The organism is Pseudomonas sp. TSRC2-2 (assembly GCF_049897785.1).
Taxonomy (GTDB): domain Bacteria; phylum Pseudomonadota; class Gammaproteobacteria; order Pseudomonadales; family Pseudomonadaceae; genus Aquipseudomonas.
Window position 1 is genome coordinate 188,793 of sequence record NZ_JAFCWZ010000001.1, and the last position, 24,728, is coordinate 213,520.

General features: G+C 60.3%; 22 protein-coding genes and 1 pseudogene. 11 read left to right on the plus strand and 12 right to left on the minus strand.

All coding sequences use genetic code 11. The features are described from left to right. Window positions 1–4: 4 nt before the first annotated feature. The 5 genes from hflK (ACP7D9_RS00885) to cfaB all read left to right on the plus strand — a co-directional run bounded on the left by hflK (ACP7D9_RS00885) (window position 5) and on the right by cfaB (window position 7,320). Window positions 5–1,966 (plus strand): protease modulator HflK, encoded by a 1,962-nt coding sequence (hflK, locus tag ACP7D9_RS00885; protein ID WP_426155093.1) that lies wholly within the window; start codon window positions 5–7, stop codon window positions 1,964–1,966. Next, window positions 1,963–3,003, plus strand: a complete 1,041-nt coding sequence (gene hflC / locus ACP7D9_RS00890; protein WP_426155095.1) for a protease modulator HflC — start codon at window positions 1,963–1,965, stop codon at window positions 3,001–3,003. The genes hflK (ACP7D9_RS00885) and hflC overlap by 4 nt, the downstream gene beginning before the upstream one ends. Further along, a complete protein-coding gene (gene hflK / locus ACP7D9_RS00895) occupies window positions 3,000–4,049 on the plus strand; it encodes a protease modulator HflK (protein ID WP_426155097.1) in 1,050 nt (349 codons plus the stop codon). Before hflC ends, hflK (ACP7D9_RS00895) begins: the two co-directional genes overlap by 4 nt. Next, window positions 4,046–5,956, plus strand: coding sequence for a heavy metal translocating P-type ATPase (locus ACP7D9_RS00900; RefSeq protein ID WP_426155099.1), 1,911 nt, complete (start codon window positions 4,046–4,048; stop codon window positions 5,954–5,956). The genes hflK (ACP7D9_RS00895) and ACP7D9_RS00900 overlap by 4 nt, the downstream gene beginning before the upstream one ends. Before the next feature lie 176 nt (window positions 5,957–6,132). Continuing rightward, window positions 6,133–7,320 (plus strand): C17 cyclopropane fatty acid synthase CfaB, encoded by a 1,188-nt coding sequence (gene cfaB / locus ACP7D9_RS00905; protein WP_426155101.1) that lies wholly within the window; start codon window positions 6,133–6,135, stop codon window positions 7,318–7,320. A gap of 11 nt (window positions 7,321–7,331) precedes the next feature. Here cfaB and cls read toward each other — a convergent pair whose 3' ends face one another. Then, window positions 7,332–8,771 carry a cardiolipin synthase gene (gene cls, locus ACP7D9_RS00910; protein WP_426155103.1) on the minus strand — a complete coding sequence of 480 codons (1,440 nt, stop codon included), beginning with the start codon at window positions 8,769–8,771 and terminating at the stop codon, window positions 7,332–7,334. Window positions 8,772–8,902: 131 nt separating this feature from the next. Here cls and ACP7D9_RS00915 point away from each other — a divergent pair, with 131 nt between their 5' ends. Then, window positions 8,903–9,421: a DUF3617 domain-containing protein gene (locus ACP7D9_RS00915; protein ID WP_101159795.1), complete on the plus strand. Its 519-nt coding sequence runs from the start codon at window positions 8,903–8,905 to the stop codon at window positions 9,419–9,421. A gap of 79 nt (window positions 9,422–9,500) precedes the next feature. On the opposite strand, the pseudogene ACP7D9_RS00920 reads toward ACP7D9_RS00915, so the two are convergent. The 5 genes and pseudogenes from ACP7D9_RS00920 to ACP7D9_RS00940 all read right to left on the minus strand — a co-directional run bounded on the left by ACP7D9_RS00920 (window position 9,501) and on the right by ACP7D9_RS00940 (window position 13,278). Beyond that, a pseudogene (locus ACP7D9_RS00920) lies at window positions 9,501–10,375 on the minus strand (metal ABC transporter substrate-binding protein). Window positions 10,376–10,386: 11 nt separating this feature from the next. Continuing rightward, a complete protein-coding gene (locus ACP7D9_RS00925) occupies window positions 10,387–11,256 on the minus strand; it encodes a metal ABC transporter permease (RefSeq protein ID WP_426155105.1) in 870 nt (289 codons plus the stop codon). Continuing rightward, window positions 11,256–11,924, minus strand: coding sequence for a metal ABC transporter ATP-binding protein (locus ACP7D9_RS00930; protein WP_426155107.1), 669 nt, complete (start codon window positions 11,922–11,924; stop codon window positions 11,256–11,258). Before ACP7D9_RS00930 ends, ACP7D9_RS00925 begins: the two co-directional genes overlap by 1 nt. Then, window positions 11,921–12,817, minus strand: a complete 897-nt coding sequence (gene folE2 / locus ACP7D9_RS00935) for a GTP cyclohydrolase FolE2 (RefSeq protein ID WP_101159805.1) — start codon at window positions 12,815–12,817, stop codon at window positions 11,921–11,923. The genes ACP7D9_RS00930 and folE2 overlap by 4 nt, the downstream gene beginning before the upstream one ends. Before the next feature lie 83 nt (window positions 12,818–12,900). Then, entirely contained in the window at window positions 12,901–13,278 is a 378-nt protein-coding gene (locus ACP7D9_RS00940; protein ID WP_426155109.1) for a glutamine synthetase, read from the minus strand. 174 nt (window positions 13,279–13,452) lie between these two features. On the opposite strand from ACP7D9_RS00940, the gene zigA reads away from it, so the two are divergent. Continuing rightward, on the plus strand, window positions 13,453–14,658 hold the full coding sequence (gene zigA / locus ACP7D9_RS00945; protein ID WP_426155111.1) for a zinc metallochaperone GTPase ZigA: 1,206 nt from the start codon (window positions 13,453–13,455) through the stop codon (window positions 14,656–14,658). Further along, entirely contained in the window at window positions 14,658–15,308 is a 651-nt protein-coding gene (locus tag ACP7D9_RS00950; protein ID WP_426155113.1) for a DUF1826 domain-containing protein, read from the plus strand. Before zigA ends, ACP7D9_RS00950 begins: the two co-directional genes overlap by 1 nt. Before the next feature lie 4 nt (window positions 15,309–15,312). On the opposite strand, the gene ACP7D9_RS00955 is transcribed toward ACP7D9_RS00950, so the two are convergent. Beyond that, complete coding sequence (locus tag ACP7D9_RS00955; protein WP_426155115.1) at window positions 15,313–15,669, minus strand: NADH:ubiquinone oxidoreductase; 357 nt, start codon at window positions 15,667–15,669, stop codon at window positions 15,313–15,315. Between the two features lie 41 nt (window positions 15,670–15,710). Here ACP7D9_RS00955 and ACP7D9_RS00960 point away from each other — a divergent pair, with 41 nt between their 5' ends. Next, window positions 15,711–16,676 (plus strand): CobW family GTP-binding protein, encoded by a 966-nt coding sequence (locus tag ACP7D9_RS00960; RefSeq protein WP_426155117.1) that lies wholly within the window; start codon window positions 15,711–15,713, stop codon window positions 16,674–16,676. A gap of 67 nt (window positions 16,677–16,743) precedes the next feature. Here the strand turns inward: ACP7D9_RS00960 and ACP7D9_RS00965 are convergent, their stop codons facing one another. Further along, window positions 16,744–17,157, minus strand: coding sequence for a DUF3301 domain-containing protein (locus ACP7D9_RS00965; RefSeq protein WP_101159812.1), 414 nt, complete (start codon window positions 17,155–17,157; stop codon window positions 16,744–16,746). A gap of 117 nt (window positions 17,158–17,274) precedes the next feature. On the opposite strand from ACP7D9_RS00965, the gene pdxY reads away from it, so the two are divergent. After that, window positions 17,275–18,147, plus strand: coding sequence for a pyridoxal kinase PdxY (pdxY, locus tag ACP7D9_RS00970; RefSeq protein WP_426155119.1), 873 nt, complete (start codon window positions 17,275–17,277; stop codon window positions 18,145–18,147). Between the two features lie 103 nt (window positions 18,148–18,250). Here the strand turns inward: pdxY and ACP7D9_RS00975 are convergent, their stop codons facing one another. After that, window positions 18,251–18,733 carry an acyl-CoA thioesterase gene (locus tag ACP7D9_RS00975; RefSeq protein ID WP_016772447.1) on the minus strand — a complete coding sequence of 161 codons (483 nt, stop codon included), beginning with the start codon at window positions 18,731–18,733 and terminating at the stop codon, window positions 18,251–18,253. A 278-nt stretch (window positions 18,734–19,011) separates the two neighbouring features. Between ACP7D9_RS00975 and ACP7D9_RS00980 the strand changes: the two genes are divergently transcribed. Continuing rightward, entirely contained in the window at window positions 19,012–20,775 is a 1,764-nt protein-coding gene (locus tag ACP7D9_RS00980) for a cation:proton antiporter (RefSeq protein WP_426155121.1), read from the plus strand. A gap of 22 nt (window positions 20,776–20,797) precedes the next feature. Here the strand turns inward: ACP7D9_RS00980 and ACP7D9_RS00985 are convergent, their stop codons facing one another. The 3 genes from ACP7D9_RS00985 to uvrD all read right to left on the minus strand — a co-directional run bounded on the left by ACP7D9_RS00985 (window position 20,798) and on the right by uvrD (window position 24,701). Beyond that, window positions 20,798–21,205 carry an SMI1/KNR4 family protein gene (locus ACP7D9_RS00985; protein WP_003187120.1) on the minus strand — a complete coding sequence of 136 codons (408 nt, stop codon included), beginning with the start codon at window positions 21,203–21,205 and terminating at the stop codon, window positions 20,798–20,800. A gap of 136 nt (window positions 21,206–21,341) precedes the next feature. After that, window positions 21,342–22,217, minus strand: coding sequence for a Tim44 domain-containing protein (locus ACP7D9_RS00990; protein WP_101159827.1), 876 nt, complete (start codon window positions 22,215–22,217; stop codon window positions 21,342–21,344). Window positions 22,218–22,517: 300 nt separating this feature from the next. Further along, on the minus strand, window positions 22,518–24,701 hold the full coding sequence (uvrD, locus tag ACP7D9_RS00995; protein WP_426155124.1) for a DNA helicase II: 2,184 nt from the start codon (window positions 24,699–24,701) through the stop codon (window positions 22,518–22,520). Window positions 24,702–24,728: the final 27 nt, after the last annotated feature.

The window sequence follows — 24,728 nt, forward strand, 5'->3', positions numbered from 1 at the left end:
TGATATGCAAGTCGATCTTGAGTTGGACGCCACGCCAGTGACCGGGCTGGCGCGGTTTCAGCAGGCAGCCGCGCAGGGGCGCAAGTTGCGCCGGCTGGCTTATGGTCTCGGCGCATTGGCCGGGCTGGGCTGGATGCTGGCGTTTTTCGTCGGCCTGTTTGCGCCGCAATCGCTGTGGCTGCCGTTGTTGATCAACCAGAGTGCAGCGTTGCTGGTGCTGGTCGCCGGAGCGCAATCGGCGTGGTGGGTGGCGCAATGGCGCGCGCGGGTCATGCATCCGCCAGTTTCGCCGCCGGCAATGGTGGAGGCGGGCGTTGCAGGCGATGGCTGGTATGAAAGGTTGCTGGAGCGCTTGAGTCAGCGCAGCCGGCATCTGCTTGGACAAATCGGTGCGCCAACGTTATGGCTCGGCGGCTGGGCGTTACTGGTTCTGCTCAGTACAGAGCAGGTCTGGAATCTCACTTTACCTTCGGCGGCGTTGGGTCTTTCGGCGAACCTCGGTGCGGCATTGGCGTTGTTACTGGCGTTTGCCGTGCTGGTGGTAGAGCGGCAACTGGCGCAGGAGCCGTCGGCGCAATGGCCGGAAGCGGTGGCACTGGCGCAACTGTCCCGGGTGGTAATCATCACCCTTTTGATCAGCGCATTGTGTCTGCTGTTTGCCAGCGAAACCGCAGTCTGGCCAGTGCGCGTTGCGGTATTCAGCGCAATCCTGCCGATGTCGGTGGCCATGGAACTGCTGTTGCGCGCCGTCCTGTCAGTCTTCAGCCCGCGCCGTGAACAACTTGAGCCGACCCTGCTGGCGCGCAGTGTCATCGCCGACATGCTGCGCTGGCCGCCACAGCCGTGGCTGGCGTTGCAACACGAAATGCACAATCGGTTCGGCATCGATCTGCGCCAGGTCTGGGCCTTCAGTTATATGCGCCGGGCCTTGTTGCCGGTGTTGGCGGTGGTCGCCCTGAGCGGTTGGCTGCTGACCGGCATCCATGAAATTCCCCTGCAAGGTCGCGGGATTTACGAGCGCTTCGGTAAACCGGAACAGGTATTCGGCCCTGGTTTGCATGCCGGTTTGCCTTGGCCATTGGGGCGGGTGATCTCCGTTGAAAACGGCGTGGTCCATGAACTGGCGACCAGTGTCGGCGACAAGCCAATCGCCGTGCAGTCCGACTCCGCTGAAGGCCCGGCGCCGCTGACCGCCAACCGGTTGTGGGATGCCAGCCACGTCAATGACAAATCCCAGGTCATCGCCAGCAGCCGCGGCGCGCAACAGGGCCTGCAAATCGTCAACATGGACGTGCGCTTTGTTTATCGCATCGGTTTGAACGACGAGGCGGCACTCGCCGCGACTTACAACAGCGCCGATGTCCCGACCCTGATTCGCAGCACCGCCAGCCGCATTCTGGTTCACGATTTCGCCTCGCGCACCCTCGACGGTTTGCTGGGCGATGACAGGGCAGGGCTGGCCGAAAAAATCGGCCGCGCGGTGCAAAGCGATCTGAACCACCTGAACAGTGGCGTGGAAATTCTCGCCACAGTGGTGGAAGCGATTCATCCGCCGGCGGGCGCGGCGAATGCCTATCACAGTGTGCAAGCGGCGCAGATCGGCGCGCAGGCGTTGATCGCTCGCGAGCGCGGGGCGGCTGCGCAGGCCACTCACGAGGCGCAGTTGCAGGCGAGCACGGCGCGGGATCAGGCAACGGCCAATGCGCGGGAGATCAATGCCGCTGCACAAACGGCCGACCTGAAATTCGGCGCCGAACAGAAGGCGTTCGCCAGTGCCGGCCAGGCCTTCGTGCTGGAGCAATATCTCAGCGAGCTCAGTCAGGGCCTGAATAAAGCCAGGTTGCTGATACTCGACCATCGACTCGGCGGCAGCGCAAATGCGCCGACCATCGATCTGCGCACTTTCACTTTGCCGACTGATCCGTCCTCCCCACGCACTACCGTTCAGCCAGGAGCTACCCATTGAGCCAGTCGCCTGTTCATGATGTTCACGACCACAGCGGCCACGACCACGGCCACGGCGGGCATCACCATCATCATGGCCATCATCACCACGGCAATCCGCAAGAGGCCGGACCATTTCCGTGGCGCCGTATGGGCTGGGCCGCGTTGCTGGTGGCGTTTGCCGTGGCCGCCGCGAGTCTGGTGCAAGTGCGCTCCGGTGAAGCCACAGTCATCACCCGTTTCGGAAATCCGTCCCGGGTCTTGCTTGATCCGGGTTTGAACTGGCGGTGGCCTGCACCATTCGAAGCGGCGATCCCGGTGGATTTGCGTCTGCGGACAACCTCCAGCGGTTTGCAGGATGTCGGCACCCGCGACGGTTTGCGCATTATTGTTCAGGCTTACGTGGCGTGGCAGGTAGAGGGTGATCCTGAACAGGTGCAGCGCTTCATGCGCGCCGTGCAGAACCAGCCGGACGAAGCGGCGCGGCAGATTCGCACCTTCGTCGGCTCGGCCCTGGAGACTACGGCCAGCAGTTTCGACTTGGCCAATCTGGTCAACACCGATGCCAGCCAAGTGCACATCACCGATTTTGAAGCGCAGTTACGTCAGCAGATTGATCAACAGTTGCTCGCCACTTATGGCGTGCGCGTGGTACAGGTCGGCATCGAGCGACTGACTTTGCCTTCGGTCACACTCAGCGCCACGGTCGACCGCATGCGCGCCGAACGCGAAACTATCGCCACTGAACGCACAGCCATCGGCAAACGCGAAGCGGCGCAAATTCGTTCCGCCGCCGAGCGCGATGCGCGCATCGTTCAGGCCGATGCAACAGTTAAAGCCGCTGACATCGAAGCGCAATCTCGGGTCGAAGCGGCGCAGATTTACGGTCGCGCCTATAACAGCTCGCCGCAGCTTTACAACCTGCTGCGCTCGCTCGATACCCTGGGAACCATTGTCAGGCCGGACACTAAACTGATTCTGCGCACCGATGCCGCACCGTTCCGCGTATTGGTCGATGGCCCGCCGACTTTCGACAACAAGGCCGGATTGCAGCCATGACAGACGAAGTTCCACGTGGAACACATTCGTTGAACAGTCCTTGGATTCAGGCTGGGCGCCTGGCGTTTATCGCCCTGTATGCGGTGACGGTGTTGGCCGCTCTGGTATGGGTATTTTCGAATGTGCGGCAAATCGATCCGCAAAACCGCGCAGTGGTCATTCATTTCGGTGCGCTGGATCGCGTTCAGAATGCCGGACTGCTATGGGCGTGGCCGCAACCTTTCGAGCGGGTGGTTGTGTTGCCAGCGGCGGATCGGGTGATCGAGCGTCGGGTGGAAAATCTGTTGCGCAGCGACGAGGCGCTGAAGGCTGACCGTGTGGCCTCTTTTGCTACGCCATTGAACGATGCTCTCGCTGGGTCGGGTTATTTACTGACCGGGGACGCCGGCGTAGTGCAACTGGACGTACGCGTTTTTTACCAAGTTTGCGACCCCTACGAATTCGTGTTGCAGGGCGAACATGTGCTGCCGGCACTCGATCGGTTGGTGACGCGCAGTGCCGTGGCGCTGACCGCTGCGCGCGATCTCGACACCATTCTCGTCGCCCGCCCGGAACTGATCGGCGCCGACAATCGGGCGGCCGAGCGGCGCGAGCGGTTGCGCGGTGATCTGGTGCGAGGTATCAACGCGCGTCTCGCCGAATTGAAGGCGAGCGGGCAGGGCATCGGTATCAGCGTGTCGCGGGTCGACGTGCAATCGAGTCTGCCGGAGCCAGCGGTCAGTGCTTTCAATGCCGTTCTGACGGCCAGTCAGCAGGCGGATAAGGCCGTGGCCAACGCGCGGACCGAGGCGGAAAAACTCACGCAATCTGCCACTGAACAGGCTGACCGCACGCTGCAAGTGGCGCACGCGCAGGCGGGCGAACGCCTTGCGAAAGCCACGGCCGATACCGCCACCGTCTTGAGTCTGGGCAAATCCGTGGACTCGCAAATGCTCCTGCGTCTGTATCGCGAACGCATGCCGAAAATTCTTGGTCAGGCCGGGTCGGTCACCACTATTGACCCGAAAGACGATTCTCGATTGATCATTCAAGGAGCCAGTCAATGACGGCGACCTCTGCTGCTCCTGGTCTGTTGTCCTCAGCTGAACAACGTCGCGCCGCACGCCAATTGACCTTGGCGATGCTCGCGCTCGGGCTGCTGGGTCTGGGTTTGCTCTGGCGCTGGATGCTCCCGCAGCAAATCGGGGTCAGCCAATTGCTGCTCGGGTTCGCCTCGTTGCTGGTAGCGGTTCCAGTGATGCGTTCGGCGTGGTACAGCCTGCGTTATCCCAGCCTGCACGGCATCACCGACCAGTTGATCGCGTTGGCCATGCTCGGTGCGTGGGCGACCGGCGATCTGCTCACCGCAGCGTTGTTGCCGATCATCATGATCTTCGGCCATGTGCTCGAAGAGCGCAGTGTCATCGGCTCCCAGGAAGCGATTCATGCCCTTGGCCAATTGACACGAAGCCATGCGCGCAAGCTGCAAGCAGACGGTTCGATCATCGAGGTGGATAACAGCGCGTTAAGCGCTGGGGATATTGTCGAAGTGCGCGCCGGCGATCGGGTGCCGGCGGATGGCCAAGTGTTGTTCGGACAGGCGAGCCTCGACACTTCGTCGATTACTGGTGAATCGGTGCCGGTGGACGCTGAAGTCGGCACACTGGTGTTCGGTGGGGCCATCAACCTCGACGGAGTGCTGCGCATCGAAGTGACCCGCACCGGCGACGAATCCACGTTGGGCAAAGTCATCGCCCTGATGCAAAACGCCGAGCGCTCGAAACCGCCGATCACGCGATTGCTCGAACGTTACGCCGGTAGTTATATGGTGCTGGTGTTGCTGCTGGCAGCGGTGACCTGGTTCGTGACCAACGACGCCCAGGCAATGCTCGCGGTATTGGTGGCGGCGTGTCCGTGTGCTTTGGTGCTGTCGGCGCCGGCCACGGCAATTGCCGGCGTAGCCGTGGCTGCTCGCCATGGGATTCTGATTCGCAGCTCGGCGTTCCTTGAAGAGCTCGCCGATCTGACCTCACTGGTGGTCGACAAGACCGGCACGCTGACTTACGGCACGTTGCGTTTGCAGTCCATCGACAGCCTCGAAGCTGACGCTGCCCAAGTGCGAGCGCTGGCCGCCAGCCTCGGCGCGGCCAGCAGTCATCCGGTCAGCCGCGCACTCTCGGTGCTGGTCACTCAGCAAGCCTATTGGCCGTTGAGCGATATCCATGAACGCCAGGGCCTTGGTGTCATAGCAGTAACAGAGAAGGGCGAAGCTGCGCTCGGCCGTCCCGAATTGTTCGCGCAACTGGGCGTCTCCACGACCGCCGTGCCTGATCACGATGGCCCAATCGCCGGCCTGGCTTTGAACGGCAAATTCCTCGCCTGGCTGTTGCTCGCCGACAGCGTCAAACCCGAAGCGCGCTTTGCGTTGAGCCAGTTGCGCGAACTGGGGCTGGGCCGACAACTGCTACTGACGGGTGATCGGCAGAGTGTGGCCCGAACCCTGGCGCAAGAAGTCGGGCTGAGCGAAGTCCAGGCGCAGGCGCTGCCGCAAGACAAGCTCAATCGAGTGCTCAGGGAAATCGACAACGGCTTTCGCCCGATGGTGGTTGGCGACGGCATCAACGATTCCCTCGCACTCAAGGCCGGCGTGGTTGGCGTAGCGATGGGCGCAGGCGGCGCCGACATTGCCCTGGCGTCGGCGGACATCGTTCTGATTGGCAGCGATTTGCGTCGCCTCGCTACCTGCGTGCGTTTGAGCCGTCGGTGCCGGCGCACCTTGCAGGTCAATGTGATCATTGGTCTCGGCTGGACGCTCGCCATCGTGGTCTTCGCCGCTTTCGGGTGGCTGGGCGCGGCCGGGGCGATGATCGCGGCGTTGCTGCACAACCTGAGCACCCTGTTGGTGCTGGGCAACGCGGGACGTTTGCTGCGCTTTCAGGAGCCCTTGCTCAAGCTCGACCCCCAGGAAAAATGAAAGAAAATTCATCGAACCGCAGGCTGCGCAGGCAGTCATCTACCGTAAGGCGCGGATTATCTGCTGTTCAGCCGAGGCGCCGGTGATGGTAGACAGGGCGGATCGAATCGATAGCCTGCTATTTTTCCAGGTTGGTCTACCCTCAGATCAGACGTCTGAAACAAGGGGGATTTTCCATGCTCGCGCAACTTCCACCGGCCTTGCAGAACCTGCAGCTACCGCTTCGCCTGCGACTCTGGGACGGCCATGAGTTCAACCTGGGCCCGGCGCCAAGCGTCACCATCGTGGTCAAGGACCCGCAGATGGTCACTCAGTTTACCCACCCAAGCCTGGATGCGCTGGGTGCGGCGTTTGTCGAGGGCAAGCTGGAACTGGAGGGCTCGATCAGCGAAGTCATCCGGGTCTGCGACGAGTTGAGCAGTGCGTTGCTCGATGAAGACGAAGCCAGTCAGCCGGTGCGTGCGCATCACGACAAGGACACCGACGCCAAAGCCATTTCCTACCACTACGACTTGTCGAATGCGTTCTACCAGCTCTGGCTGGACAGCGACATGGTGTATTCCTGCGCCTATTTCGAAACCGGCAGCGAAACGCTCGAACAGGCGCAGCAAGCCAAATTCCGCCATTTGTGCCGCAAGCTGCGCTTGCAGCCGGGCGAGTATCTGCTGGATGTCGGCTGTGGTTGGGGCGGTCTGGCGCGTTTTGCGGCGCGCGAGTTCGGTGTCAAAGTGTTCGGCATCACCTTGAGTAAAGAGCAGTTGGCGCTGGCGCGGGAGCGGGTCCAAGCCGAGGGCCTGGAAGACCAGATCGAATTGCAGTTGCTCGACTATCGCGATTTACCGCAAGACGGTCGTTTCGACAAAGTGGTCAGCGTCGGCATGTTCGAACACGTCGGCCACGCCAATCTCGCCGAGTACTGCACCACCCTGTTCGGAGCAGTGAAGGAAGGCGGGCTGGTGATGAACCACGGCATCACCGCCAAGCACACGGACGGCCGTCCGGTGGGGCGCGGCGCTGGGGATTTCATCGAGAAGTACGTATTCCCCAACGGTGAATTGCCGCATCTGGCGATGATCTCTGCCGAGATCAGTGAAGCGGGTCTGGAGATTGTCGATGTAGAGAGCTTGCGACTGCACTATGCGCGAACGCTCGATCACTGGAGCGAGCGCCTGGAGGACAACCTCGAAGCGGCAGCGAAGCTGGTTCCGGAGCAAGCGCTGCGTATCTGGCGCCTGTATCTGGCCGGCTGCGCCTACGCCTTCGCCCGGGGCTGGATCAACCTGCATCAGATTCTCGCCGTGAAAGCGCACCCGGATGGCAGTCATGAACTGCCGTGGACCCGCGACGACATCTACAACCCCTGATACCCGAGGGTTCAGAGAATCGGCGAAATCAGCCGGGCGATCCGCATACCGACCTGTTGCAGGCGGTGGATTTCCCGGCTTTCTTCTTTGGCCACCTCGTCGGCCTGGGCGAAATCATCGTTGAGCATGTGTTCCACAGCGGCGGCGAACGCAGTGTCGACGGTGAGCAGCATCACTTCGAAATTGAGGCGGAACGAGCGGTTATCCAGGTTGGCACTGCCAATGGCGCTGATCTCGCTGTCGATCAACACCACTTTCTGATGCAGAAAACCCGGGCGGTAACGGAACACCCGCACCCCTGCACGCACCGCTTCAAAGGCATACAGGCTGGACGCGGCATAGACGATGCGGTGATCGGGCCGCGACGGCAACAGCAGCCGTACATCGACACCGCGCAACACCGCCAGCCTCAATGCCGCGAACACGGCTTCGTCCGGGACGAAGTAAGGGCTGGTGATCCACACTCGTTGCGTCGCCGCGTGAATGGCTTCGACGAAAAACAGCGAGCAGGTTTCGTAGGCGTCGGCCGGGCCGCTGGCGAGCAGTTGGCAAAGCACGCCATCGGCCGGGTACTCGTCTGGCAGGATCAACGGCGGCAGAGTGCGTGCGGCCCAGAACCAGTCTTCGGCAAATGACTCCTGCATGCAGGCAACCACCGGCCCGCGAACCTTTACGTGAGTGTCGCGCCATGGCGCCAGGGGCGGTTTCTCCCCCATGTATTCGTCGCCAACGTTGTGACCGCCGACAAAGCCGACCACGCCGTCGACCACGACAATTTTACGGTGGTTACGGAAGTTGACTTGAAAGCGGTTAAGCCAGCCGCTACGCGTGGCAAAGGCTTTGACCTCGACGCCAGCATCTCGCAGCGCTTGGACGTATTGATGGGGCAGGGCATGGCTGCCGATGCGGTCGTAGAGCAAGTGTATGGACACACCTTCGGCGGCTTTCTTCAGCAGCAGGTCACGCAGGCGCTGGCCGAGCCGATCGTCATGAATGATGAAGAACTGCACAAGTACCGCTTCTTTTGCTTGTTCGATGGCCGTGAAGATTGCGTCGAAGGTCGCAGCGCCGTTCACCAGCAGCTGCACCTCGTTGTTTGCCAGACACGGCATGCGCCCCAGTTTCGGCATTGCCCGCAGTGAGGCATAGGCGTTCGACGCGCGGGCGGCCAGGGCTTCCTCCACCCATGGGCGCCAGTTCAGTTCGGAAATGGCCAGGCGCATCTGTTCGTTGGCCTGGCGCCGGGCCTTGATGTAACCATCGAAGGTGCTGCGACCAAATACCAGATACGGAATAAGCGTGAGGTAGGGAATGAAGATCAGCGACAATGCCCAGGCGATTGATCCCTGCGCGGTGCGCACGGTGAGCACCGCATGAATCGCAGCGATCGAACCGAGGGTGTGTAGCAGAGCAATCAAATAACCGAAAATGTGCGGTCCGAAATAATCCATGGGGCAGCCTTGCTCCGCGAGATGCAATGCTTAACAGACCATGTTCTGCTGCGAATGTCTCTATTTAATCGGTGCATGAACCGACGCAATCGGCCGGCGTCTAACGGCCACAACTGATCAGGAGTTTCTCGATGAACGTTCGTCTGCTGGGTTTGGCGCTGGGCCTGGGTTTGGCATTGCCGGTGGTTGCGCAGGCGCAGATGCTGCAGCCGGGGTTGTGGGAAATGTCTTCGAGCAATCTGAAGGTCGATGATCAGGCCATGGATGTGCAATCGATCCTTGGCCAGATTCAGGGCCAGATCACCCCGCAGCAGCGCGCTGCGCTGGAGAAAAACGGCATCAACATCGGCGGTAAAGGCATCCGCGCCTGTTTGACGCCGCAGCAGGTGGCCACCAACGATATCCCGCTGGCCGATCCGCAATCGGGCTGCAAACAGCAGATCACCGAGCGTACCGGCAACCAATGGAAATTCCGCTTCAGTTGCCCGAAAGCCCAAGGCACCGGTGTAGCGACATTCCTCAGTGACCGCGAATTCACCACCGTCGCCAACGGCACCTTCAATGCTATCGGCATCAACCAGAAAGGCAGCCTGGAAACCCGGGCCGTATGGCTGGGTCAGGATTGCGGCAGCGTAAAACCTCGCGCATGAATCCCTCGCGCTCCCCAGCTGGAACCTATTCCAACTGTGGGAGCGAGCCTGCTCGCGAATCAATAGAACACCGCACAACTCATGGCTGACTTAACGCCTTGTACAGCGTGTTCAGGTTGTATTCGAACAACCCGGTAAAGGTGCTCGCCGGGCCACTGCCGCCAATGCATCCGAGTACAGCGTGCCGCCGATGTGCGCGCCGCTTTCATCGGCGATCTGCTTGAGCAGCCGTGCATCCTTGATGTTTTCCATGAACACTGCTTTGACGTTGGCCTGGCGAATCTGTGTGATCAGCGCAGCCACTTCGGCGGCCGATGGCTCGCGTTCGGTGGACAAACCCTGCGGCGCGATGAAGTCGATGCCGTAGGCCTGACCGAGGTAGCCGAATGCATCGTGGCTGGTAACGATCTTGCGGTTGCCCGGCGGCAGCGCTCCGAGTTTGCTTTTGGCTTCGGCGAGCAGGGCGTAGATCTGTTTGAGATAGGTTTGGCTGTTGCGCGCATAGTCAGCCTCGTTGGCCGGGTCAGCGGCGATCAGTGCCTTTGTGATATTGGCGACGTACAACTCGGCGTTCGCGAGGTTGTGCCAGGCGTGTGGATCCGGAACCGTTTCGCCATCCTCATCGAGCGAACGTGGAATCACTCCGCGACTGGCACTGATCACCGTCGCTTTGCTGTCGGTGCTGGTCACCAGGCGATCCAGCCAAGGCTCGAAACCGAGGCCGTTCTTGATGATCACTTTTGCTTTGAGCAACACCTTGGCATCGTCCGGTGTCGGCTCGTAGGTGTGCGCATCGGCATCTGCGCCGACCATGTTGGTGATCCGAACGTGCTCGCCGCCGACCCGATGAACCATGTCGGCAAGAATGCTGAAGCTGGTGACCACCGGCAGTTTTTCGGCGGCCGACAATGACATCGACAGCATCAGGCTGAACAGCACGAGTAGAGCGCGCATCGGGAAACACCTCATTGGGATGTGAGTAAAGGCGGGCGGCGCAGCAGACCGTGGACCGGTCCTAACACCACCGACAGCAGATAGCCGACCCCCGCGACCAGCACGATGGCCGGCCCGCTGGGCAGCGAGTAGTAAAACGACAGCAGCAAGCCGAGCCACACTGACAGGCAGGCCATCACGGCAGCGACGGCAATCAGTATCGGCAGACGACGACTCCAGAATCTCGACGCGGCAGCCGGAAGCATCATCAATCCCACCACCATCAGCGCGCCGATGGCCTGAAAACCGATCACCAGATTCAGCACGACGAGGGTAAGAAACACACCGTGGGCCAGAGGCCCGAGACGGCTGACTGTGCGCAAGAACAGTGGGTCCAGTGTGTCCAGCAGAAGTGGTTTGTAGATCGCCGCCATCGCCATGAGGCTGACAGCCGAGACCCACAGCATGCCGGTCAGCGTCGGCCCGTCTACCGCCAACGCTGAGCCGAACAGCAAATGCAGAAGGTCGAGGCGTTTGCCGGCAATGCCGAGAATCAGCACGCCGCTGGCGAGTGAAATCGGATAGATCGCGGCGAGGCTGGCGTCCTCTCGCAAACCCGTGCGCCGGGTGATCCAGGCTGCAAGTCCGGCCATGCTGAGGCCGGCGCCGAGGCCTCCAAGCGTCAGGGCAGGAAGACTCAGACCGGCAAACCAGAATCCCAGCGCTGCACCAGGGAGAATGCCGTGCGCGACAGCGTCGCCGATCAAACTCATACGCCTGAGAATCAGAAACACGCCCAAGGGCGCCGTGCTGCACGCCAGCACCAGGCCGCCGATCAAGGCGCGGCGCATGAATACGAATTCGCTGAACGGCTGCCAGAAATGGCCGACGGTGGCGAGCATCAGGCGACCTGCATGTGCGGTGTAGGCCGAATCAGTTCTCGGCTGGTTGCGTACACCCAGTGGCCGTTTTTGATCAGCAGCGTATGCGGAACATGTTCTCGCACCGCCGCCAAGTCATGGCAGACCATGACCAGTGTCCGGCCCTCGGCGTGCCAGTGGTGAATGTGCTGCCAGAGCAATTGCTGGCCGAGTTCGTCGAGTGCGCCGTGCGGTTCGTCCAGCAACAGCACTGGGGCATCAGCGAGGCTCAGTCGCGCGAGCAGGGCGCGTTGGAGCTCACCGCCCGACAGGGCCATCAACGGACGCTGTTCGAGTCCACTCAAATGCCAGTCTTCCAACGCGTTTTTCAGTCGCTGCGTGCGCAGTTGTGTCGATAGCCGACGGCCCCAGAAACCTGCGGCGATGAGCTCTTGGAGGTTGATTGGAAACTGGCGATCCAAATGCTGCTGTTGCGGCAGAAAGGAAATGCCGCTTTGCCGTGGAACAGCCATTTCCACCTTACCGGCTAAAGGCTTTTGCAGACCGGCGATGACCTTCAGCAGGCTGCTTTTGCCACAGCCGTTGGCGCCGATGATAGCGGTCAGGCTGGCACTTTCGAACTCAAGATTCAGGGGGGGCGTCAGCGGTTGGCCGGGTGCGCCCCAGACCAGCGATTGGCAGCGGATCATGGCTGCTCCCGTTGCCAGCTGCTCTCTGCAACGGCGTCATGGGCGTGGAGGCTCTCGGCGTGGATTACGCGAATATGGAATTGGCTGATGCCGGGCGTGCGTTGGAGGGCCAGGTTGAGACGGCGCGCGGCGTCTTCGCAGAACATCAGGTTTTGCCCATTGGCGAGAGCGAAGGCTTGCTCGTCGGGTCGCTTTACTGCGGTCTGTACTGCGGTGCCCAGTGCTGCTTCGGCGTCATTGATGATCGCTGTCAGCGGTAACTCGGCGATGAAATGGTCGAGATGCAGGTGCAGTTGCGCATAGCTGCGCTGGCTATGCGGTGTCGCTACGATTCCTTTGGTTGAGCCGAGCCATGCCAACACGTCTGCGTGTTGCAAAGACCTGTTGGCGAAATCATCGACGAATTGCTGCTGAATCAATTGCCTCGCCAAGGCTGCGGAACAGGGGCATGTCGAGGAATAAGGCACCTCGATTTTTAGTTCCACGTGGAACATCTGCTGTTTCAGGCTCGCTGAAATGGACGCCGGATAGGATTTCCAGCCGGATAGGGGGCTGACTAACGCCGGTCGTTTCAGCAATAAGTCGGTGTGAATGTTCAGATATGCGCAGGCGGATAGACCTTCGTGACTTATCAGAAAACCCTTGAGTACCTGATGCAGCAGAGCGGGAGAAAGGCTTCGCTGTTCGAGGGCTTCGAGTGCCACGTATAAACGAGACATGTGAATCCCACGCGCTTCGCCATCATCGAGACTCACGCCAGCGTCTACTTTGGCGCTGAGGCGTTGGCCTGCAAGCAATACCGGCAGGGCGATTCCATGCATTCCCACCCAATCGAGAGGCAATGCCTGGCGTGCAAATTGAGCGGCGATATCCGGGAGTGTAAGAGCATTCATAGTTGAGACCGTCGTATTGATCTCATTTTACGTTACATTATAACAATCCATTCAGCGACGCTTTTTTCATGAAGAGGTTTTCACTAGCAGCCCGTCATCCGGCTGCAAGTGAACCTTGCGCTGCTCCCTCCGGAGCTGGAGAAACGGTTGATGGTCGTCCAACCGACACGACGCGTGTAGCCAACCCAAGCCTCGCCGTCGGAGGCGATGCCGGTAAAAAAGGTCAATTGACCGAACCGACTATCGGTTTGCGCCCAGTAGCGATGGCCATTCTTTTCGAACCCCTTCAGATACAGCGTGGCACCGACCGTATAGACGCTATAGGCATTGCCGTCGGCGTCCTCGCACGCCAGCAGGTTGGCGCTGCGTGTGCAGTGCGCAGGCCCCTGAATCTGCGCTTGAGCCTGGCTCGCAAGCGTCAAACCGTAACTCAGTAGCAGATATTTCAGCGCATTGTTCATTGCGGTTTACCAAGAACGGTGGTGGGCGAATCGCTTATTTCTTGCGAGTCGAGGGAGTAGTGCGACTTGATAGTTATACTATAACATTGTTTTGGCCCCAGCCTGAGCTGCCGATTACAAACCAGCGTTCAGCACATGAAGCGCGAATCGGCCGCTATTAACGAGGATTATCCAATGTCAGCCAGATTGCCCGTCACCGTACTTTCAGGATTTCTTGGAGCCGGGAAAAGCACGCTTTTAAATTACGTACTACGTAATCGCGATGGCTTGCGCGTCGCGGTGATCGTCAACGATATGAGCGAAATCAATATTGATGGTAGCGAAGTCCAGCGTGATGTCAGCCTGAACCGTGCTGAGGAAAAGCTCATCGAGATGAGCAATGGCTGTATCTGCTGTACGTTACGAGAAGACTTGCTGGAAGAGGTCAGCAAGCTCGCCCGGGAGGGCCGTTTCGACTACTTGCTGATCGAATCCACCGGCATTTCCGAACCGCTTCCGGTTGCCGAAACCTTCACCTTCCGTGACGAACACGGGCAGAGCCTTGCCGACACTGCGCGCCTCGACACCATGGTCACGGTCGTCGACGGGGTGAACTTCCTGCGTGATTTCCAGGCTGCCGAAAGCCTCGCTTCTCGCGGCGAAATCCTCGGCGAGGAAGATGAGCGTTCCATCACCGATCTGTTGATCGAACAGATCGAATTCGCCGACGTCCTGCTGATCAGCAAAATTGACCTGATCAGCCAGCACGAGCGTGAAGAACTCAGCACCATCCTCAAGCGCCTGAATGCCCGCGCTGAAATCATTCCGATGGTGATGGGCGAAGTGCCGCTGGAGAAAATCCTCAACAGTGGCCGTTTCGATTTCGCAAAAGCCGCACAAGCGCCCGGATGGCTACGGGAATTGCGCGGTGAGCATCTCCCTGAAACACAAGAGTACGGCATCGCCTCGACGGCCTATCGAGCGCGCCGGCCATTTAACCCGCAACGCTTTTTCAACTTCATCGACCGGCCTTGGCTGAACGGAAAGCTGCTGCGCTCCAAAGGCTTCTTCTGGCTCGCCAGCAAACCCACTGACGCCGGTAGCTGGTCACAGGCCGGCGGCCTGATGCGCCATGGTTTTGCCGGTCGCTGGTGGCGTTTCGTTCCGAAGGATCAATGGCCGGAGGACCAGGAAAACGTCCAGGCGATCATGGGAAACTGGACGCCGAGCGTAGGAGATTGCCGCCAGGAACTGGTTTTCATCGGCCAGAACATCGACTTCCTGCAACTCACAGCCGAGCTGGACGCATGCCTGCTGACCGATGAAGAAATGGCAATGGGTTCAGAAGGCTGGCGCTTGCTGCCTGATCCATTTGGCCCTTGGCACGAAGAGGCTGCCTGATGCTCGCACTCAAGCCCCACCATCAACGAACCCGCCATCAACATCGGGGCCTGACGCCCGAAACATTGATGCGAATCCTTGACGAAGAAAGCAATCTCGCCGTCTGGCAACGCCAGCTACCGCTGCACATCGTCGACTTTGCGCAATGTGTGCTGTCGCTCAACGAGCCCCTGGCCGAGTCGCTTTGCCTGGAATTACCTGACGAGGACGCCGAACCGGATCTCGCCGGACTGGCTTCAGGGCTGCGTGATCTGCAAGGTTTCGAAGGTTTCATGAGCGACCTCAAATGGCTGATCAGTGCCTTCGCCTGTCTGCTCGGCGCGCGGCGGATCGGCGTGCGTCTGCGTGTACTGGACAAGGCCATGTGTCCGCGCTTCCACATCGATCACGTGCCCGTGCGCCTGATCACTACCTATGCTGGTGTTGGCAGCCAATGGCTAGAAGAAGGGGTGATGGATCGTACGCAACTTGGGCAGGCCAATGCCGAACCGCAGGATGCACGGTTGATTCACCAGCTCGGCAGTGGCGACATCGCGCTGCTCAAAGGCGAAAAGTGGCACGGCAATGAAGGCTTCGGCCTGATCCATCGTTCGCCGCAGCCGGCACCCGGTGAGCGGCGCCTGCTGCTGACCCTCGATTGGCTTGGCTGACAGTTCAGGGCTTGCGCCAGTCACCGCGGCTCTGACCTTCGCAATACGGTTTGAGATAGGCCGCATCAGTGGCCACGCCGTAATAGTGGATATCCTGGCGATAGGGCATATTGGCGACTTGCGCGTTGCTGCACACGCCGAAAGCCCCGCTCGGGCACTGGTCGACGTATTGCACTTCGACCTTCTGTCCGGCCAGCGTCGGTTGGCAGAAGCCGTCATTGAACAATTTCTGCGGTATCGTCCGGTTCTGCTGACAGACTTTGACGTCGAGTCGTTCGCCCTGTGTGTGCACCACGCAGGCTTGAGCCCATGCTTCGCTCGATAGCAGCGTCAACAGCAACGACCAGCCCCAGCTGCGCATCTTCGATCTCCTCAATAACCGTCTGCGGAAAAATGCCCGCCATGTTGCAGAACATTCCGACCCACGTCATCGCCGGCCCGTTGGGCGCTGGCAAGACCAGCCTGATTCGCCAGTTGCTGGCGCAACGTCCGGCGGCCGAACGCTGGGCAGTGTTGATCAACGAGTTCGGCCAGATCGGTCTGGACGCCGCGCTGCTGACTCGCGATGCCGATGGTATCGCACTGGGTGAGGTGGCCGGGGGCTGCCTGTGTTGCGTCAACGGTGCGCCGTTCCAGATTGGCCTTGGCCGATTGCTGCGCCAGGCCAGGCCGGATCGACTGTTTATAGAGCCGTCGGGGCTTGGCCATCCGGCGCAGTTGCTCCAGCAATTGAACGAGGCGCCGTGGCTGGGCGTGCTCGCGGTTCAGCCGTGCGTGCTGGTTCTGGATGCGCAGGCGTTGCATGCCGGTAAAGCCTTGCCGGACGCCCAGCAGCAAGCGTTGGCCGGCGCCGGGTTGTTGCTGTTGAACAAGGCTGAAAATCTTCGGGAAACGGCTCGAGACAGAATCGCCAGCCAGTTGCCGTCCGTCAGGCTGATCTGGACGCAGCAAGCCCGGCTACCTCTGAGCGAACTGCCGGGGCTGACCGTAAAAGCGAACGAAGGCGTGGATAATCTGCCGCTGCCCAAGGGAGTGGCACCGTTGCCAGCGGTCTGGAGCGATCCGAGTGTGCCGATTTGCCTGAGTCAGAGGCAGGACGGAGGCTGGAGCATCGGTTGGCGCTGGCATCCCGGGCAGGTATTTGATCAAGAACGCATCGCCGATTGGCTGGCCGCTCTCGAATGGAAGCGGGCCAAACTGGTTATCCATAGCGCGAATGGCTGGGTTTCGGCTAATGCGCTGGAGAACGCCGAGCTGGAATGGCAAGTCAGTGAATGGCGCAGAGATTCGCGGATCGAGCTGATTTTGAGTGATATTGCAGAAGTTGAAGGGCTTCAGGAGGGGCTGGCCGCTTGCCGGAAGCTTTAGAAGCAAAAGATCGCAGCCTTCGGCAGCGCCTGCAGTACCCGCATAGAGACTCGGATTTTGAGATCTCTCACGGCTTCCACTTGGTATGTTCCTGTCGCCACTGGCTCAGCTCAATGACCTCCGCCCGTGGCTTGTGCACTTCGACCACCGGCGGCGTGTCGTCGAACGGTGCCGGGTAGGGAGCCAGTTCAATCTGCGCACTGTGCGCGCCGAACTGGGTAACGGTACCGTTGTGGCGGCTTTCGCCGGTCACGGTGAACTCGAAGTTGTAGACCCGCGCCAGGCGTCGGCGGCCGTTGGCATCCTTGACCAAGCCGATTTTTTTCAGCGCGACGTTACCGTCCAGCAGCTCGACGCCAACATTGGTGCAATGCTGTTTGACCCGTTCCAGCGCACGCTCGCGCAGGCCGTGGTTGTGCCAAAGCCAGGCACCGGCGGCGGCGAACAGCATCAGCACCAAGATGTTTTCCAGGGTCAGCATCTACATCGAACTCCAAAAGATGGCGTCAGCTTAACTGCCTCGCCGGTCTGTCGTACAGGCTGTGTTTCGTCGCATACTGCGCGGCTTGAATTTCAATCGTTTTACGGAATGACCCGAATGAAACGTACGCCCCATCTGCTCGCCATCCAGTCCCACGTGGTGTTTGGCCACGCCGGCAACAGCGCTGCGGTTTTTCCGATGCAGCGCGTCGGGGTCAACGTCTGGCCGCTCAACACCGTGCAGTTTTCCAACCACACCCAGTATGGTCAGTGGGCCGGTGAAGTGCTGGCGCCGCAGCAGATTCCCGCGCTGATCGAAGGCATCGCCGCGATTGGCGAACTGGGCAACTGCGATGCTGTGCTGTCCGGCTACCTCGGCAGCGCCGCGCAGGGCCGGGAGATTCTCAGCGGTGTGGCGCGAATCAAAGCGGTCAATCCGAAGATGCTGTATCTGTGTGATCCGGTCATGGGCCATCCGGAGAAGGGCTGCAGCGTGCCCACCGAGGTCAGCGATTTCCTGCTCAATGAGGCCGCAGCCGTGGCGGACATCATGTGCCCGAATCAGCTGGAGCTGGACAGCTTTTCCGGGCGCAAGCCGCAATCGCTGTTCGATTGCCTGGCGATGGCGCGGGCGCTGCTGGCGCGCGGGCCGAAGGCAGTGCTGGTCAAGCATCTGGATTACCCGGGCAAACCGGCGGATGGCTTCGAGATGTTATTGGTGACGGCCGAGGGCAGTTGGCATTTGCGCCGTCCACTGCTGGCGTTTCCGCGTCAGCCGGTGGGCGTCGGTGACCTGACCTCCGGCCTGTTTCTGGCGCGGGTGCTGCTGGGCGATAGCCTGCTGGCCGCGTTCGAATTCACCGCTGCGGCGGTGCATGAGGTGTTGCTGGAAACCCAGGCGTGCGCCAGCTATGAGCTGCAACTGGTGCGGGCGCAGGATCGGATCGCGCATCCGCGGGTGAAATTCGAGGCTACAGCGATCAGTCTGTAATCTCGCCGTTCTTCAATAAAGATCGCAGCCTTCGGCAGCTCCTACATGGGTTTGCACTCCATAGTGCAGGTTGCCGAAGGCTGCGATCTTTTGCTTTTTAATCTCAGGCGTCGCCCTTGATCTCCTGATACCGCTTCTCCAGCTCCTGACGAATCTGTCGTCGCTGCTGCGCCTGCATGAAACGACGCTTGTCTTCGCTGTTCTGCGGTTGCAGCGGCGGCACGGCGGCCGGCTTGCGCTGGTCATCCACCGCGACCATGGTGAAGAAACAGCTGTTGGTGTGGCGCACCGAACGTTCGCGGATGTTTTCGGTGACCACTTTGATGCCGACTTCCATCGACGTGTTGCCGGTGTAGTTGACCGACGCGAGGAAGGTCACCAGTTCGCCGACATGGATGGGCTCACGGAAAATCACCTGATCCACCGACAGGGTCACCACGTAGCGGCCGGCATAACGGCTGGCGCAGGCGTAGGCCACTTCGTCGAGGTATTTGAGCAGCGTGCCGCCGTGGACATTGCCAGAGAAATTGGCCATGTCGGGGGTCATCAGTACCGTCATCGACAGCTGGGCGTTTCCGGGTTCCATAACGTTCTCACGGGTCAAGGCGGATGGCTGAAAGCACCTCTGCGGGTGCCTGGTCGCTTTTCGAAAGCACCGTTATCGGGACGCCGGGCGCAGGCTCGCCGTCACGCCGGGTTCGATCTGTTTCCTTATATTGCACCGCCTTTCAGAAAGAAATCGCGGTGTTAACCTGCAAAAGCCCTGTCTAAGGGCAATTCCTACATCAAAAGCGGATTTTTACCTTGCCTGCGCAGACGCTTCTGACGTCTGTCCGCGGCCTCGTCATTCAAGGAGCCCACACCATGCATGCCATCAGCTTCATTCAGGATCTGGCAGTGATCATGTTGGTCGCAGGTGTGGTGACCGTGCTCTTTCACCGTTTCAAGCAGCCGGTGGTACTCGGCTACATCGTTGCCGGGTTCATCATCGGCCCGCATACGCCACCGTTCGGCCTGATCCACGACGAAGAAACCATCAAGACCCTCGCCGAGCTGGGGGTGATCTTCCTGATGTTCTGCCTCGGCCTGGAATTCAGCCTGCGCAAGCTGTTCAAGGTAGGGGCGACGGCGTTCATTGCTGCGTTTCTTGAAATCATCCTGATGATCTGGATCGGTTACGAAATCGGCCGCTGGTTCGACTGGAACACCATGGATTCGCTGTTTCTCGGCGCGATTCTGGCGATTTCCTCAACCACCATCATCGTCAAAGCCTTGAACGATCTGAAGATGAAGAACGAGCGCTTCGCGCAGTTGATCTTCGGCGTACTGATTGTCGAGGACATCCTCGGCATCGGCATCATTGCGCTGCTGTCGAGCATCGCCGTCAGTGGCACGGTGAGTTCGGGGGAAGTGTTTTCCACGGTCGGCAAGTTGTCGCTGTTCATGATCGTCGCGCTGGTCATCGGCATTCTGCTGGTGCCGCGTCTGCTGGCCTATGTGGCCAGATTCGACAGCAACGAGATGTTGCTGATCACCGTGCTGGGCCTGTGTTTCGGCTTCTGCCTGCTGGTAGTCAAACTTGAATACAGCATGGTCCTTGGCGCTTTCCTCATCGGCGCAATCATGGCCGAGTCGCGGCAACTTCTGAAGATCGAACGGTTGGTCGAACCGGTGCGTGATCTGTTCAGCGCGATCTTCTTCGTCGCCATCGGGCTGATGCTCGACCCGATGATCCTGCTCGAATACGCTTGGCCGATCGCAGTGATTACCGTGGCCGTGGTGCTCGGCAAGATGCTGTCCTGCGGCCTTGGTGCGTTTATCGCCGGCAATGACGGACGTACCTCGCTGCGAGTGGGTATGGGCCTGTCACAGATCGGCGAATTTTCCTTCATCATCGCTGCGCTGGGTATGACCTTGCAGGTGACCAGCAACTTCCTCTATCCGGTCGCGGTGGCCGTGTCGGTAATCACCACGCTGTTGACGCCGTACTTGATCCGAGCCGCGGATCCGCTGTCGATCAAGCTTTCGGCCGCAGTGCCCAAGCGTCTTGGTCGGGTGCTCGGCATGTATGGCGAATGGCTGCGCAGCATTCAGCCGCAAGGCGAGGGCGCGATGCTGGCGTCGATGATCCGGCGGATTCTGTTGCAGGTCGGGGTCAATCTGGCGCTGGTGATTGCGATCTTCTTTGCCGGCGCCTATTTCGCCGAGCGCATGTCGTTATGGCTGCAGGACTGGATCGGCGATCCGAGTTGGCAGAAGGCATTGATCTGGGGTGGGGCGCTGCTGGTCTCGCTGCCGTTCCTGATTGCGGCCTATCGCAAGCTCAAGGCGTTGTCGATGCTGCTGGCAGAGATGGGCGTCAAGCCGGAAATGGCCGGGCGTCACACGCAGCGAGTGCGCCGGGTGATCGCCGAAGTGATCCCGATTCTCTCGCTGCTGGTGATTTTCCTGCTGCTGGCAGCCTTGTCGGCCAGTATCCTGCCGACCAACAAGCTGCTGATGCTGATTGCTGTTGTCGCGGCCGCCGTAGCGGCGTTGCTCTGGCGCTGGTTCATCCGCGTGCACACGCGCATGCAGGTAGCGCTGCTGGAAACCCTCGACAATCACAAGGAATCGTCGGGGCACTAACCACCCTGGGGCCTCTGGCGGATCAGCTTTCCAGCCAGACGTCCCGCGCCCAGTGCCACACCGATTCCCAGGTTTCTTCAGCAATCAATTCTTCTTCGGCCTGCCAAAGCACGACGGTGCCGTCTTCTTCGACACAGTAATAGTCATCGCCGTCCTGACAGATCGGAATCAAGCTGCGATCAACCCCTGCATCCCATGCATTGGCGGCGACATCAGGCAAGTAGGTGTGCGATTGCGGATCGGTGACGGTCACGGGTTCAAGGCTGCCATAGACCACATCGCTAACAGTCAGCAAAAATTCTCTGAAGACAAATGGAATGTCGATGAACAGTTGTTCTTCGATTTCCACCAGAAGGTCTTCGTCAGGCAATTCCAATGGAACCGGCACGGGTTCATTGGCTTCGCGCAGTTGTTCGATGATTTCTTCCACGTCCGGGATCCTCTTGCTTGAATGGCGCGGTTTATATGGGCCGGTTTATACAGTAGCTCGCTATAGATGCAACCGTGAAATGAAAAACCCCGGCCGAAGCCGGGGTTCTGTTACCGCAAGTGAAGCGCAGCAGGGATCAGCCGTTCTGGCGGATACCGGCGACCAGCCAAGGCTGGTTGTCGCCCTGTGGACGCTCCATGTTCCAGCTTTCGCTGAACACTTCGCCCTGATCGAAACGCGAGGTTTTCGACACGCCGGTGAAGGTCAGGGTGGCGATGGTCTTGTCGGCGCGATCATCGACGCCGTCCAGCTGCACTTGCAGGTTGTCGATGTAGGTCGACTGGAAGCCGTCGCCCAGGTCCGCACGCTCACGTTTGAGGAAATCAAGCATTTGCGGGGTCACGAACTCGGCGATCTTGTCCATTTCGTTGGCATCCCAGTGCTGCTGCAGCGACTGGAAGTGGCTGCGTGCGGCTTCAAGGAAGCGCTCTTCGTTGAACCAGGCCGGAGCGTTGATCACCGGGCGGGCAGCAGCCGGAGCAGCCGAACCACCGAAGATCGAGCCCATGGCCGCAGGCTTCTGTTCGAACACTTCACGCTGCATCGGCGCGCCGGCCGGAGCAAATTGCTCCTGCTGCTTGCGACGACGGGCGGCGATGAAGCGGAAGATCACGAACGCGATCAGGGCCATGATCAGGATGTCGAAGATCTGCATGCCCTGGAAGCCGTCGCCCATGAACATCGACGCGAGCAGGCCACCAGCGGCGATGCCCGCCAGTGGGCCGAGCCAGCGCGAAGCACCGCCGGCCTTGGCCGCAGCGCCAGCGGCACCGGCAGCGCCAGCGGTCGCTGCTGCACCGCCCACGCCTGGAGAAGAAGGAGCCATCTGGCTGGTCTGGTGCGTCGGCGCAGCGCCGGCGCTTTTGCCACCACCAAAGCGCTTGGCGTTGGCGTCGAGGCTCATCGTCAGGCCGATGCACAACGCCATGGCGATGCTAAGAAAACGTTTCATAAAGGGTATTCCCGTTTTGTGGAGACACGCGCGCCATGTTGCACAGCTGAAGTGTTACTGGCTAGCGAGAGAGTGTTTCGGGCTTTTGCCTGACAGGTCGCGTTCAGCTTGGCGAGGCAATCAGCCGATGTACTTTTGTCTGTAGGAAAAGGCGATAGGTTCAGAGGGATTGTGCTCGGTTCGCCGAACAACCTGTGGGAGCGAGCCTGCTCGCGAAGGCGTCGTGTCAGACAAATGAATGCCTGATGACGCACCGCTTTCGCGAGCAGGCTCGCTCCCACAGGGGTTCAGTGCAGCTCGTCAGATGGCTTCCAGCTTGGCATACCCGAGCATCAGCCACTTGCTGCCTTCGCTGAAATTCACCTGCACCCGGGCCTGAGCGCCGGAACCTTCGAAGTTGAGGATCACCCCTTCGCCGAAGATCGAGTGACGGACAGCCTGACCAAGCACAAAACCGGTTTCCGGAATCTCGCTGCCGCTGAACAGATTGCTGCCGCTCATCGACTGGTTGCCGCCGAACGGTCGGCTGACGCTGTTGGACAGACGCACTTCCTGAATCAGGCCTTTCGGCACTTCACGTACGAAACGCGACACCTTGTTGTAGGTTTCGCTGCCGTACAGGCGCCGGGTTTCCGCGTAGGTCATGACCAGATTCTGCATCGCTCGGGTGATACCCACATAGGCCAGACGCCGTTCCTCTTCAAGACGCCCCGGTTCTTCCAGGCTCATTTTGTGCGGGAACAGGCCTTCTTCCATGCCCACCAGGAACACGTAAGGGAATTCCAGACCTTTGGCGCTGTGCAGGGTCATCAGCTGAACGCTGTCTTCATGCTCGTCGGCCTGAGTGTCGCCGGCCTCCAGCGATGCGTGGCCGAGGAATGCCGCCAGTGGCGTCAGCTCTTCGTCCTCTTCGGTGTTTTCGAAGTTGCGCGCGGCGCTGACCAGTTCCTCAAGGTTTTCCACCCGGGCCTGACCTTTTTCGCCTTTTTCCGCTTCGTGGTACGCGATCAGGCCGGACTGCTCGATGACGGTCTGGGTCATCAGGTGCAGCGGCATTTCGGCGCACTTGGCGGCAAGGTTTTCGATCAGCTCGATAAACGCACCCAGTGCGCTGGCCGCGCGGCCAGTCAGGCCTTTGTTGGCAACCAGTTGGCGCATCGCTTCCCACATCGATACATCGCTGTGCCGGGCGTGCTCGCGAATCGCTTCGACAGTTTTCTCACCGATGCCGCGCGCCGGCACGTTGATCACCCGTTCCAGCGCCGCATCGTTGCCGCGACCTTCAAGCAAGCGCAGGTAGGCCATGGCTTTTTTGATTTCCGCGCGCTCGAAGAAGCGCTGCCCGCCATAGATGCGGTAAGGGATGCGCTCGCGCAGCAGGGCTTCTTCGAGCACCCGCGACTGGGCGTTGGAGCGGTACAGAATCGCGACATCGCTACGGGCCAGACCGGTTTTCAGCGCGCTTTCAATGGTTTCGACCACGTAGCGCGCTTCGTCGTGCTCGTTGAAAGCGGCATACAGGTTGATCGCTTCGCCGTCGCCGCCGTCGGTCCACAGCTCTTTGCCCAGACGCCCGGTGTTATTGGCGATGAGCGCGTTGGCGGCTTTGAGGATGCCGGCGGTGGAGCGGTAGTTCTGCTCCAGACGAATCGTCTCGGAATCCGGAAAGTCCGAAGAATACTGATGGATGTTCTCGATCTTCGCGCCACGCCAGCCGTAAATCGACTGATCGTCATCGCCGACCACCATCAGGCTGTCGCCGCCCTTGCCCAGCAGGCGCAACCAGGCGTACTGCACGGCGTTGGTGTCCTGGAACTCGTCGACCAGAATATGCCGGAAGCGCTTTTGGTAGTGCGCCAGCAGGCCCGGGTGGTCGCGCCACAGGTCGAGGGCACGCAGCAGCAGTTCGGAGAAGTCGATCACGCCAGCACGCAGGCATGCCGCCTCGTAGGCTTCGTAGATGCCGCGCATGGTGGCCAGGAACAAGTCGCCGCTGGCCTGAATGTGTTGCGGCCGCAGACCTTCGTCTTTCTGCCCGTTGATGAACCACTGCGCCTGACGCGCCGGCCAGCGTTGCTCGTCCAGACCGAGCTCGCGGATCACCCGCTTGACCAGCCGCTGCTGGTCATCGCTGTCGAGAATCTGGAAGGTCTGGCTCAGCCCCGCTTCCTGCCAGTGCGCCCGCAGCAAACGGTGCGCAAGGCCGTGGAAGGTGCCGACCCACATGCCGGCCGGGTTGATGCCCAGCAACTGCTCGATGCGGTGGCGCATCTCGGCAGCGGCCTTGTTGGTGAAGGTCACCGACAGGATGGAGTGGGGCGAGGCGTTTTCGACCTGGATCAACCAGGCGATACGGTGCACCAGCACTCGGGTTTTACCGGAACCGGCGCCGGCCAGGACCAACTGACGGCCAACGGGGGCCGCTACGGCCTGGCGTTGGGCATCGTTGAGGGAGTTCAGCAGAAGGGAGAGATCATCGCGCATCGGCGCATTCTAGGGTGCGCCGCAGGC